This is a genomic window from Mesorhizobium sp. USDA 4413 (assembly GCF_056280365.1).
The window spans coordinates 535,810-548,100 of the sequence record NZ_JBVPRP010000001.1 but is presented as its reverse complement, the minus strand read 5'-3'; the positions used below and the strand labels follow the sequence as shown (position 1 = coordinate 548,100).

Below are 12,291 nucleotides of genomic sequence, written 5' to 3'. Positions count from 1 at the left end.
TTGACTGCCTGCGCGTCCTGTCCGAAACCGGCCATGGCACATCCTTGAAGGATTTCAAACATGACCGCGGCCATGGACGAGCTTCTCGACATTCTCGACCTCGAGCAGCTCGAACACAATCTGTATCGTGGTCGCAGCCCCAAGGTCGACTGGCAGCGGGTCTTCGGCGGGCAGACCATCGCCCAGGCGCTGGTCGCCGCGCAGCGCACCGTCGAGCCGGAGCGCCACGCGCATTCGCTGCATGGCTATTTCATGCGGCCCGGCGACACCAAGCTGCCGATCGTCTACGAGGTCGACCGCATCCGCGACGGCGGCTCCTTCACCACGCGCCGGGTCGTGGCGATCCAACACGGACAGGCAATCTTCTCGCTGGAGGCGTCTTTCCAGCAGGACGAGGTCGGGCTCGAGCATCAGCTGCCGATGCCGCGCGACGTGCCGGCGCCCGACACGCTGCTCTCGCAGCGCGAGCTGCTCGGCAAGTTCGGCGAGGCGGTGCCGGAAGGCATCAGGCGCTACTGGGAGCGCGACCGGCCGATCGAGATGAAGCCGGTGATGCTGAAGCACTATACCAGCCGCGAGAAGCTGGAGCCGCAGCAGAACATCTGGATCCGCACCACCGGCCCGGTGCCGGACGACCGCGCGATGCAGGCGGCCGTGCTCGCCTATCTCTCCGACATGACGCTGCTCGACACCTCGACCTTCGCGCATGGGCGGGCCATCTTCGACCGCGATATCCAGGCCGCCAGCCTCGACCACGCCATGTGGTTCCATCGCAGCCATTCGCTCGACGACTGGATCCTCTACAACCAGGACAGCCCGTCGACGCAAGGGTCGCGTGGCTTCACGCGCGGTTCGCTGTTCGCGCGCGACGGAACCCTGATCGCCTCGGTCGCCCAGGAAGGGCTTATCCGGCTGAAACGCTGAGCCGGCTTCCAGCTCAAGCCTAGAAAACGGGCATTTTTGAAAATTTGCCTATTTCTTAATCAGGTGTCCTGACGCCCTTGCGCACGTTTAGTGTGCACCGGCCGCACATTCTCTTTGTCTACAATAGGTTAACACCGTGCCTCGGCATTTGGCACGGAGCTTGAATCCTGTCGTGCACTCTCCGGCTCCTCGGGATCGGTGAAGGTGTGCAATCGCGGGGGACCGCAACAAGCAAAGGGTGAAACCTTATGAAAATCGTGATGGCAATCATCAAGCCGTTCAAGCTCGACGAGGTGCGCGAAGCGCTCACCGCCGTCGGCATCCAGGGCCTGACCGTCACCGAAGTCAAAGGCTACGGGCGTCAGAAGGGACATACGGAAATCTATCGCGGCGCGGAATACGCGGTCAGCTTCCTGCCCAAGATCAAGATCGAGGTCGCCGTCGGCGCCGACATGGTCGACAAGGCCGTCGAAGCCATCACGGCAGCCGCCAAGACCGGCCAGATCGGCGACGGCAAGATCTTCGTCTTCGGCATCGACCAGGCAGTGCGCATCCGCACCGGCGAAACAGACACCGACGCGCTCTAAGCGGCGACCATCCATTCCAACGGAGAGTTCAATGAATATTCCTTCCCCCTTGAAGACGACGGGACGCGCGGCTGCTTCGCTTGCGCTCGTGGCCATGAGCACCGTCGCCGCCATCGCGCAGGAGGCCGCCCCGGCAGCCACCGCTGCCGCGCCCGCCGCGCCGGCGCCCGCGCTCGACACCGGCAACACCGCCTGGATGCTGACCTCGACGGCGCTGGTGCTGATGATGACGATTCCCGGCCTTGCGCTGTTCTATGGCGGCATGGTGCGCAAGAAGAACGTGCTCGCCACCATCATGCAGAGCTTCGCCATCACCTGCCTGGTGACGGTGCTGTGGTTCATGTTCGGCTATTCGCTGGCCTTCTCCGACGGCGGCGCCACGAACGCCTATATCGGCGGCTTCACGAAATTCTTCCATCACGGCATCACCACCGCAACGCTGTGGGCGCCGGGCGTGGCGAATATCCCTGAATTCGTCTTCTCGATGTTCCAGATGACCTTCGCCATCATCACTCCGGCGCTGATCGCCGGCGCCTTCGCCGAGCGCATGAAGTTCTCGGCGCTGCTCATCTTCATGGGCCTGTGGCTGGTCTTCGTCTACGCGCCGATCGCCCACTGGGTGTGGGGCGGCGGCTTCCTCGGCTCGGCCGGCGTCCTCGACTTCGCCGGCGGCACGGTCGTCCACATCAACGCAGGTGTCGCCGGCCTGGTCTGCGCGCTGGTGCTCGGCAAGCGCGAGGGTTACGGCACCACCAACATGGCGCCGCACAACCTGGTCTATTCGGTGATCGGCGCCTCGCTTCTGTGGGTCGGCTGGTTCGGCTTCAACGCCGGCTCCGAGCTCGCCGCCGACGGCCTTGCGGGCGCGGCGATGATGAACACGCAGGTCGCTACCGCTGCCGCGGCCTTGGCCTGGATGTTCGCCGAATGGATCGTCGCCAAGAAGCCTTCGGTTCTCGGCATCATCTCGGGCGCCGTCGCCGGCCTCGTCGCGGTGACCCCGGCTTCCGGCTTCGTCAACCCGACCGGCGCCTTCATCGTCGGCATCATCGCCGGTGTCGTCTGCTACCTCTCGGCCGTCAAGCTCAAGCATGCGTTCGGCTATGACGACTCGCTCGATGCGTTCGGCGTGCACGGCGTCGGCGGCATCGTCGGCGCGCTGCTCACCGGCGCGCTCGCCGATCCGGCTATCAACGCGCTCGGCAAGGACGCCTCGGTCGCCAAGCAGCTCTATGGCATCGTCTTCACCATCCTGTGGACGGCAATCGCCACCTTCGTGATCCTCTATATCGTCAAGGCGCTGGTCGGCCTGCGTCCGTCGACCCAGGAAGAGGTCGAAGGTCTCGACGTCACCCAGCATGGCGAAGTGGTGCCGTAAGGCCCGCTTGCAGCTTGCTCTGGCGCAATTCCGGACGGAAAACCGTTTCACACTTTTCCTGGAATTGCGCTGAGGGCCGGCGGATCCTCCTCCCGCCGGCCCGGAATTTCCTCCCAAGATCCCGTCGTGACGCTCTCGAAAGGGGCTCACGCCTTGAGGCCCGGAAGAACCTTCCGGGCCTCCTTTTTTGTCGGGCGAGCATCCAAGCCGTTTCGATCACGTTCACTTGATCGCGTCGGCGTGAAACATCGGCCTTCGAGTTTCCGTACTGGGATGGCGGGCGTCATCAAGACGCCCGCCAAACAAAAGGGAAGGAACCACCTGATGAACATCAAGAATATCTTGCTGGGAGCAATGGCTCTTTCGATGATCAGCGGCGTTGCACTTGCCGGTGCTCTCGACGAGCCGGACAACATGGCCCCATTCTTCACCGATTCCAGCATGAAGACCATGAAGTCTGAGGCCGACTTCAAGGCGGCCTGGGCGGCGACGCCGAAGGACAAGCAGGACATGATGATGAAGGAGTGTCAGGACGCGGCGATGAGCAAGCCTCACGCCGAGTTCTGCGCCAACCTGAACATGTTTGCCGGTCACAAGTGATCAACGGACGGGGTCGGGTCCTAACGGGTCCGATCGGTTAGCCGTTTGATGCATGGGTGGCGGGCCGCGAGGCCTGCCATCTTTGTTGGAGCCGGGCCGGTAAAGACCCATGGTTAATGCGGCCTTAACCTTCCCCCCGATAGTCTGGCGCTCGAATCTGCCGGAATGCGCCATGCGCCCGGCCAGGCAACGATTACGGGGAAGAGCATGCGTTCAGGCGCTTCAGCACCGCTCGCGCTGACCGATACGGGGCACGGCATCCAGGCATTCGCACGGCGCCAGGTCGGGCGGCTGGTCGGCGCCGGGCTGTTCCTGTTCACCGCCTTCGGCGTCGCGGCCTTGGCCACATGGAACGTCGCCGACCCGAGCTTCTCCCACGCCACCAGCAACGTCGTCACCAACGCCATGGGCTATGCCGGCGCGGTGTTCTCGGACCTCGCCATGCAGTTCTTCGGCCTTGCCGCCGTCGCGGGGCTGGTGCCGGCGGTGATCTGGGGTTTCCTCCTGTTCTCCGCGCGTGGCGTCGACAAATTGCCGAAGCGCGGCTTTGCCTGGTTCGGCTTTGCGCTTTTAGCCGCGGCCATTGCCGGTTGCATGACGCCGCCCAACACCTGGCCGCTGCCGACCGGGCTCGGCGGCGTCTTCGGCGACATGGTGCTGAAGATTCCGGGCATCGCGGTCGGCGGTTATCCGAAAGGCCTATTCGCGACGATCATAGCGGTTATCCTCGCCGCGCCGACCTTGTGGCTGTTCGGCTACGGCTCGGCGCTGATCGCGCGCAAGAACGGCTTTGCCGTCATGGAGCGCGCTGCCCAACCCGATCCGCGCGAGCAGGACGAGATGCTGTTCGACGAGGATGAGGACGAAGGCGACGAGGGGATACTCGCGCTCGGCGCCGTTACCCATTGGTGGCTGTCGTTCCGCGCCTTCCTGCACCGCCGCGCCGAGCGTCGCAGGCGGGAGCGCGACGAGTTCGAACCGCCGATGGAGCCCAAGGCCAGCGCCTGGCGGCGCGCCGCCGAGCGGGTCGAATCGGCCGAGTTCGCCGAAAGCCGGATGAGCCCGGGCGGCCGCGCCCGCGTCGAGCCGGAATTCTTCGCCGCCCTGGTCAACGACCGCAGCGCGTCGGTCGATCCGGCCGACCAGGATATTTTCAACGAGCAGGACGAAGACGTCGATCTCGACGACTTCGACGACGAGGCGCCCGTCCAGCGGCGCGGCGCGCCGGCCAAGGTGCGGAACTTCCGCTCCGATGCCGCGACCCGCGTCGAGGCGCCAGCGGCGCGGCCGGTGCCGGGTGCCCGCATCCAGCGCGAGGCGCAGACCTCGCTCATCGGCTCCGACGCGTTCGAGATGCCGTCGCTGCACTTCCTGTCCGAGCCGAAGAACGTCGCCAAGGATCCAAGCCTGTCGAAGGATGCGCTGGAGCAGAACGCGCGGCTGCTCGAAGGCGTGCTGGAGGATTTCGGCGTCAAGGGCGAGATCATCCATGTCCGCCCCGGTCCCGTCGTCACGCTCTACGAGCTCGAGCCGGCGCCGGGCATCAAATCCTCGCGCGTCATCGGCCTTTCCGACGACATCGCCCGCTCGATGAGCGCGATCGCTTGCCGCGTCGCGGTCGTGCCCGGCCGCAACGCCATCGGCATCGAGCTGCCCAACGCCAAGCGCGAGACGGTCTATCTCAGAGAGATCATGGCCAGCCGCGACTTCGAGACGACAAAGGCGAAGCTTGCGCTGGCGCTCGGCAAGACGATCAATGGCGAGGCGGTGATCGTCGACATCGCCAAGATGCCCCACGTGCTGGTCGCCGGCACCACCGGCTCGGGCAAGTCGGTCGCCATCAACACCATGATCCTGTCGCTGCTCTACCGGCTGACGCCGCAGGAATGCCGGCTGATCATGATCGACCCGAAGATGCTGGAACTCTCGGTCTATGACGGCATCCCGCATCTGCTGACGCCGGTCGTCACCGATCCAAAGAAAGCTGTCGTCGCGCTGAAATGGACCGTGCGCGAGATGGAGGACCGCTACCGCAAGATGTCCAAGGTCGGTGTGCGCAATATCGACGGTTTCAACGCCCGCGTGCAACTGGCCGAGAAGAAGGGCGAAAAGATCTCGCGCACGGTGCAGACAGGCTTCGACCGTCAGACCGGCGAGGCGATCTACGAGACAGAGGATCTCGATCTCGAGCCGATGCCCTATATCGTGGTCATCATCGACGAGATGGCCGACCTGATGATGGTGGCCGGCAAGGATATCGAAGGCGCCGTGCAGCGCCTTGCGCAGATGGCGCGCGCCGCCGGCATCCATGTCATCATGGCGACGCAACGCCCGTCCGTCGACGTCATCACCGGCACGATCAAGGCCAATTTCCCAACCCGCATCTCCTTCCAGGTGACGTCGAAGATCGACAGCCGCACGATCCTCGGCGAGCAGGGCGCCGAGCAGCTGCTCGGCATGGGCGACATGCTCTACATGGCCGGCGGCGGCCGCATCCAGCGCGTCCACGGCCCCTTCGTCTCCGACGACGAGGTCGAGAAGGTCGTCGGGCATCTGAAGCTGCAGGGCGTGCCGGAATATCTCGACGCCATCACCGAGGACGACGAGGAAGAGGACGAGGACGGCCCGTCGGGGAAGGGCGGCTCCGGCGGCGCTGGCGGCGGCAATTTCGAGGATTCCGACGATCCCTACGACCAGGCGGTGGCGGTGGTGCTGCGCGACGGCAAGGCCTCGACCAGCTACATCCAGCGCCGGCTCGGCATCGGCTATAACCGCGCCGCCTCCATCATCGAGAAGATGGAGAAGGAAGGCATTGTCGGCCCGGCCAACCATGCCGGTAAACGCGAGATTCTGGTGCCAACCGAAGAGGACAAATTCTAGGGTTTATCGATATTCAGGTGAGGCCGGCCTGCAAATGGCGGCTTCCTGCGCTTCCGGTGCTCACGTACGAAAAGTACGCTCCGCTCCGGTTCTCGACAGCCACCATTTTCGGCTCGGCGTGACCTGAATCCCGACAAACCAACGGCGCCAGCAGGCAACCGGAAATCGTCTGGCGCGTTTCGTGCGACGGACAGTTGTCCGCGCTTAGGCGGCGGGCCTGTCGCGCACCGCCAAACTTAGGCCCTAGTGGGAGTCCAGAAACTGCTGCGACACGAATCACAGAAAGTGACCGGCATGAAGACCCAGACCGAATTCGCCCTCACCCGCCGCCAGGTCCTCGGCCTCGGCCTGATGCTTGGCGGAGCCGCCGCGCTCAACCTCGTGCCGGGCTATCAGCTCGTGGCCGCCGCGCAGGCCGCCGTGCCGCCGGCGGCGCAGAAGATCGCCGACCATTTCTCCTCGGTGAAGTCGATGAGCGGCGAGTTCGTTCAGTTCGGCCCGAAAGGCGAGCAGACCGGCGGCAAGTTCTTCCTCGAGCGGCCGGGCAAGATCCGCTTCAACTATGACGGTTCCTCGAATTTCCGCGTCATCTCCGACGGCAAGTCGGTGGTGATCCTGAACAAGAAGCTCAACACCTCCGACCTCTACCCGCTGTCGAAGACGCCGCTGAAGCTGCTGCTCGACGACCGGATCGACCTCTCCGGCGGGCGCGTCAAGGCCGTCAAGGAAGAGGACGACCTCACCACTATCAAGCTTTCCGACAAGTCGGTCTTCGGCAATGCGACGATCACCATGATGTTCGATCCGAAAACCTACGAACTGCGCCAGTGGACGATCACGGACGCACAGGGCAAGGATACGACGGTGATGATCTTCAACGTCAAGGAAGGAGTCAGCATCCCGGCCGACACGTTCGCGATCGACTACACGGCGAACAGAGAGTTGAATAGCAGGGAGCGATCCGGCGGATAAGCCGGCGCCGAAGCGGCCGAGATCCACAGCCGAGCTTGTCTTTCCGGTAGGCGGCTGGCACTAGTGCGGCGAGCTTTGCCGTCCCGGACCTCGCCTGAATGTCTTTCACCATCGCCACCTGGAACATCAACTCCGTGCGCCTGCGCATGACGATCGTCGAGCGGCTGCTGAAGGAGCACGCGCCGGACGTGCTCTGCCTCCAGGAAACCAAGGTGCCCGACGAGCTGTTTCCGGAAAAGGCATTCCGCAAGGCAGGCTACGAGCACATCCTGTTCCATGGCCAGAAGGGCTATCACGGCGTCGCCACCGTCGCGCGCCGCCCGATCGAGCTGGTCGAGAAGCGGCGTTTCTGCGAGATCGACGACAGCCGGCACTTGTCGGTCAGGGTACAGGCAGGCGGCAAATCGGTGCTGGTCCATAATTTCTATGTGCCGGCCGGCGGCGACGAGCCGGATCCGGAGATCAACCGCAAATTCCGGCACAAGCTCGATTTCGTCTATGAGATGAACAGTGTGCCGGCAAGCGGGGACGAATCGTCCGCGTCGATCCTGGTCGGCGATCTGAACATCGCGCCGCAAGAGCACGACGTCTGGTCGCACAAGCAATTGCTCAACGTCGTCAGCCACACGCCGGTCGAGACGACAAGTTTCGAGGCGATGCGCAAGGCCGGCGGCTGGGTCGACCTGATGCGACTCAACGTGCCGGCCGAGCAGAAACTCTACACCTGGTGGAGCTACCGCGCGAAGGACTGGCAGGCGTCGAACCGCGGTCGACGCCTCGACCATGTCTGGTCCTCCGCCAATCTGGTGCCGGCTTTCAAAGGCTACGAGATCCTGCAGGCGGCGCGCGGCTGGGAGAAGCCGTCAGACCATGTGCCGGTGATCGCGCGATTCGAATTGGATTGAAGCGCTGCGGGATAGGGCGGCGCTGGCGTTCGCTCCTTACTCCGCCCTGAATGACGAAGCTCTCGGGCCTTTCGTCGGGCCCTACTCTGTAAACCGCGGCGCCAGTTCCTCGATGCGGGCGATCATCTGCTGGAATTCCTCCAGGATGCGGTCATGCAACAGCACCGCGATCTCCGGATATTCTTCCAGGATGCGATGGAACATCTTGCGGCTCAATCGGATCACTTCCGAATCGACGGCGGCGGAGGCGCTGGTCAGCCGGTTGGTGTCGGCGATCAGCGCCAGTTCGCTCAGCATGGTGCCTGGACCCGCAGTGCCGATCGGGACGCGTTCGGCCCCCGAGCTCCCGATAGAGCGTGATCAAGCCGCTGACCACGATGTAAGCAGAGTCGGCGACGTCATCCTCGCGGTAGAGCTTATGGTCGGCCTGCAGCACGGTGGTCTCGGCGCCGAAGGCGAGCAGGCGCAACTGTTCCTGCGTGAAGCCTTGGAAAAGCTTCACGCCGGACAGGATGCGGATGTCGTCATCCAGTGCCATCCTAGCTTTGTCCCCGAGCGGTCAGTCCAATCCCTCCTTTGGAGCGGGCGCCCTTCTGGGCACGCGAGAAACGCTCCACCGTGCATCGTGCGATGCGTGCAACGAGCCGACCCGTCACCCTCCAGCACCAGGATCGTACCCGAAGCGGTTCCGCCCGACCGCTCTATCTCTTTTGGCTCAATTCCAGGCGGAAGGCTACGGCGAAGCCGCCGAGCCCAACCGTTTCACACTTCTTGGATCATGAAATGTTTAAGGAACCAGCTTGTAGCCGCCGCTTTCCGTCACAAGAATTTCGGCGTTGGACGGATCGCGCTCGATCTTCTGGCGCAACCGGTAGACATGGGTCTCCAGCGTGTGCGTGGTGACGCCGGAATTGTAGCCCCAGACCTCTTCCAACAGCACGTCGCGCGTCACCACCTTCTGGTCGGCGCGGTAGAGATATTTGATGATCGAGGCTTCCTTCTCGGTCAGCCGCACCTTGGCGCCGCGCGGATCGATCAGCAGCTTCTGGCTGGGCTTGAAGGTGTAGGGGCCGACCGAGAAGGTCGCGTCCTCGCTCTGCTCATGCTGGCGAAGCTGGGCGCGGATGCGCGCGAGCAGCACTGCGAAGCGGAAAGGCTTGGTCACATAATCGTTGGCGCCGGCCTCTAGGCCCAGGATCGTGTCGGAATCGGTATCGTGGCCGGTCAGCATGATGATCGGCGCCTTGTAGCCACCCTTGCGCAGGATCTTCACCGCCTCGCGGCCGTCCATGTCCGGCAGGCCGACATCCATGATGAGCAGGTCGACAACGCCGCCGCGCGCGGCGGCAACGCCTTTTGCGGCGGTCGATTCCTGCTGGACGTCGAACTCTTCGTAAAGCGCCAGCTGCTCGACCAGGGTGGCGCGCAGGTCGTCGTCGTCATCAACGATCAGGATGGTGCGTGATGTCATGGATATCAATCCGTTGTTTTAAAAAGAATATTCAGTTGACCTCCCCCCATTTATGCGGAAGCTCACCGGCGCAACAGCCGATCACAGTGATTTGTTCCGTGACACGATCATACAAGAAAAAACGCGCGCGCAATGCGGCGAGCGCATTTTTGCCGAAGGGCTTGAGCGTTTTGCTGGTGCGGGCGCGCCCCGGCAACCCCGCGCAAGGCTTCCTGCAAGCCGGCAAAACGGTGTTTCCCTGCGCGCTGGGGCGCAGCGGCATCACCGCCAACAAGCATGAAGGGGACGGCGCGACGCCGCTGGCGTCGATGCGCATCCTGTCGGGCTATTTCCGGGGCGATCAGTTTGCGGCCGGGCGCCGGACGAGGCTGCCGATGGCGCCCATCGGCCCGGATCTCGGCTGGTGCGAGGTGCCGGACGACCGCAACTACAACCGTCCGGTGAAGATCCCCTATGGCGCGAGCCACGAGCGGATGAAGCGCGACGACCGGCTCTACGATGTCTGCCTGGTGCTCGACTGGAACATCGCGCCCCGCCGGCGCGGGCGCGGCAGCGCGATCTTCTTCCACCTGGCGCGGCCGGGCTTCACGCCGACCCAAGGCTGCGTGGCGGTGACGGCGCGGACCATGGCAAGGCTGCTTCCGTTGCTGTCGGACAGGACGGTGGTGAAGGTGGTGAGGTAGGGCAGTAGGCAGTAGGCAGTAGGCAGTAGGCAGTAGGCAGTAGGCAGTAGGTGTGTCCTTTCCTAATGCCTACTGCCTAATCCCTACTGCCTCTTTCCCGGCTGCTGCCAGCCCGTGCCGAGCAGCCCAATCTCGCGAAGCTCTCGATCCATCGTCTTCGAAATATCCCGGCGCTCGGCGCCGATGTCGCGCAGCTGGCTGTCGGAGAGGTCATCGACCGAGTCGTGTGGCAGCCTGGCGGCGACGTGGGCCTGGCGCAGCCAATCGCGGGCTGAACGCAGCCAAAGGGTGAGGCTGGAGGGGGATTCAAGGGGGGTGCAGGGCTTCAGGGCGATCTCAGACATGGCTTTATCTCGTGTTCTCCGGATCAAATCCGGTTTTATGGTGTTTTCGATGAAGCCATGATGCCGGATTGAAAAACAAACGGGAAACGAGTAGTTCTTTTCTGATCATCAAGTTTTATTTGGAGATGGCATGTCCAAGCTGCTGCCGGGAACGCGCGCGCTGAGGACGTTCGAGGCAGCCGCCAGGCATCTCAACTTCACCCGCGCCGCGGACGAGCTCGGCCTAACGCCGGCGGCGGTCAGCCATCAGATCAAGGAAATCGAGGATCAGCTCGACCTGGTGCTGCTCACGCGCACCAGCCGCACCATCCGGCTGACGGAGGCGGGCAGTGTGCTGCTGGAGGCCTCGGTCGACGCGCTCGACCTGCTGAACCGCGCCGTCAGCCGCGCCCGCAAGATGACGCGCGGCACGGCGCTGCTCAAGGTGACGCTCGACGCCCAGTTCGCGACGAAATGGCTGATGCGCCGCGTCGACGACTTCCGCCGGCAGAAGCCCGGCGTCGAGCTGCGCTTCGACATCACCTACGACGTCAGGGATTTCGAGCGCGACGATGTCGATGTCGGCATCCGCTTCGGCACCGGCAAATATCCGGGGATCATCGCGCACCGGCTGTTCGAGAACGTCATCATCCCGGTCTGCAGTCCGGCGTTGCTCGCCTCAGGTCCGCCGCTGAAGGAGCCGCGCGACCTCTTCAACCACACGCTTGCGCATATCGAATGGTCGCGGCAAGGCGTGACGTGGCCTAACTGGAGCATGTGGATGCACGCGGCCGGCGTCGACGATTTCGACGACAGCCGCACGCTCGTCTTCGGGTCCTCGACCGATGCGACCCAGGCGGCGCTCGACGGCAATGCGGTGGCGCTCGCCGACTTTGCCATGGTGGCCAACGATCTTTCGCAAGGGCGCCTGGTACGGCCCTTCGAGCTCGGCATCAAGGTCGCGCCGGAATTCGCCTATTTCCTGGTCTATCCCGAGGCGTCCAAGGACGATGCGCGGATCATCGCCTTCCGCGAATGGCTGCTGGGCGAGGTGGCGAAAGACGCGGACGCGGGGTAGCGCCGTCTCTAGCTTCAGCCCGCTGGCGCCGCGGGCGCGCCGAACCAGCCGATGATGGCGCCGATGATCAGCATCACCCCCAGCCAGTGGCCGGCATCGATCAGCGTCAGGGCCCAGCCGAAGCCTTCATAGCGATGGTTGACGGCAAGCGTGGTGGCGATGAAGCCCAGCCAAAGCACGAAGCCGAACAGCAATCCCGCCACAGGGTTCGGCTCGCCGCCGGTTATGGCGCCCACCACGAGTGTCAGCACGAGCGCCATGATGAGCTCGGCGATGAAGCTGATGACGAACGGAACGACCGAGCGCTGCATGGTGGCCGGGTCGAGCTTGGCCGCTTTCAGCCAGGGCTTGCTCAGGCTCATATACCAGGCGGCGCCGAACAACCATGCGACGACGGCGGCGGCGATCACCGCCAGCCAGTTCACGACCGAAAAATCCATGCTTTCCCCTCCAGATCGAAATGCGATGGAACGCTTGTTCGCTGGTCGCG

12 protein-coding genes and 1 pseudogene are annotated in these 12,291 nt (G+C 63.9%); 9 read left to right on the top strand and 4 right to left on the bottom strand.

Going from position 1 to position 12,291, the window contains the following annotated elements; all coding sequences use genetic code 11:
* The first annotated feature begins 60 nt into the window (after positions 1-60).
* From tesB to xth, 7 genes are all read left to right on the top strand, one after another.
* Positions 61-924: an acyl-CoA thioesterase II gene (gene tesB / locus ACVMIM_RS02750; protein ID WP_476110263.1), complete on the top strand. Its 864-nt coding sequence runs from the start codon at positions 61-63 to the stop codon at positions 922-924.
* Positions 925-1,172: 248 nt separating this feature from the next.
* Positions 1,173-1,511: a P-II family nitrogen regulator gene (locus ACVMIM_RS02745; RefSeq protein WP_006327120.1), complete on the top strand. Its 339-nt coding sequence runs from the start codon at positions 1,173-1,175 to the stop codon at positions 1,509-1,511.
* Between the two features lie 49 nt (positions 1,512-1,560).
* Positions 1,561-2,889, top strand: a complete 1,329-nt coding sequence (locus ACVMIM_RS02740) for an ammonium transporter (RefSeq protein ID WP_442920233.1) — start codon at positions 1,561-1,563, stop codon at positions 2,887-2,889.
* Positions 2,890-3,213: 324 nt separating this feature from the next.
* Positions 3,214-3,489 carry a hypothetical protein gene (locus tag ACVMIM_RS02735; protein ID WP_040996551.1) on the top strand — a complete coding sequence of 92 codons (276 nt, stop codon included), beginning with the start codon at positions 3,214-3,216 and terminating at the stop codon, positions 3,487-3,489.
* Positions 3,490-3,696: 207 nt separating this feature from the next.
* Positions 3,697-6,369 carry a DNA translocase FtsK gene (locus ACVMIM_RS02730; RefSeq protein ID WP_476110260.1) on the top strand — a complete coding sequence of 891 codons (2,673 nt, stop codon included), beginning with the start codon at positions 3,697-3,699 and terminating at the stop codon, positions 6,367-6,369.
* 294 nt (positions 6,370-6,663) lie between these two features.
* Entirely contained in the window at positions 6,664-7,341 is a 678-nt protein-coding gene (locus tag ACVMIM_RS02725; protein WP_476110259.1) for an outer-membrane lipoprotein carrier protein LolA, read from the top strand.
* Positions 7,342-7,439: 98 nt separating this feature from the next.
* Complete coding sequence (xth, locus tag ACVMIM_RS02720; protein ID WP_476110257.1) at positions 7,440-8,246, top strand: exodeoxyribonuclease III; 807 nt, start codon at positions 7,440-7,442, stop codon at positions 8,244-8,246.
* An 81-nt stretch (positions 8,247-8,327) separates the two neighbouring features.
* Here the strand turns inward: xth and ACVMIM_RS02715 are convergent.
* Together ACVMIM_RS02715 and ACVMIM_RS02710 are read right to left on the bottom strand one after the other, a co-directional pair.
* Positions 8,328-8,784: pseudogene (locus ACVMIM_RS02715) on the bottom strand (Crp/Fnr family transcriptional regulator).
* 249 nt (positions 8,785-9,033) lie between these two features.
* Positions 9,034-9,717 carry a response regulator transcription factor gene (locus tag ACVMIM_RS02710; protein ID WP_040991447.1) on the bottom strand — a complete coding sequence of 228 codons (684 nt, stop codon included), beginning with the start codon at positions 9,715-9,717 and terminating at the stop codon, positions 9,034-9,036.
* An 86-nt stretch (positions 9,718-9,803) separates the two neighbouring features.
* On the opposite strand from ACVMIM_RS02710, the gene ACVMIM_RS02705 reads away from it, so the two are divergent.
* On the top strand, positions 9,804-10,400 hold the full coding sequence (locus ACVMIM_RS02705; protein WP_476117076.1) for a L,D-transpeptidase family protein: 597 nt from the start codon (positions 9,804-9,806) through the stop codon (positions 10,398-10,400).
* An 83-nt stretch (positions 10,401-10,483) separates the two neighbouring features.
* Here the strand turns inward: ACVMIM_RS02705 and ACVMIM_RS02700 are convergent, their stop codons facing one another.
* A complete protein-coding gene (locus ACVMIM_RS02700; protein WP_476110254.1) occupies positions 10,484-10,744 on the bottom strand; it encodes a hypothetical protein in 261 nt (86 codons plus the stop codon).
* Positions 10,745-10,874: 130 nt separating this feature from the next.
* On the opposite strand from ACVMIM_RS02700, the gene gcvA reads away from it, so the two are divergent.
* Positions 10,875-11,801 carry a transcriptional regulator GcvA gene (gene gcvA, locus ACVMIM_RS02695; RefSeq protein ID WP_476110253.1) on the top strand — a complete coding sequence of 309 codons (927 nt, stop codon included), beginning with the start codon at positions 10,875-10,877 and terminating at the stop codon, positions 11,799-11,801.
* A 14-nt stretch (positions 11,802-11,815) separates the two neighbouring features.
* Here the strand turns inward: gcvA and ACVMIM_RS02690 are convergent, their stop codons facing one another.
* A complete protein-coding gene (locus ACVMIM_RS02690) occupies positions 11,816-12,241 on the bottom strand; it encodes a DUF1761 domain-containing protein (protein ID WP_476110251.1) in 426 nt (141 codons plus the stop codon).
* Positions 12,242-12,291 lie beyond the last annotated feature (50 nt).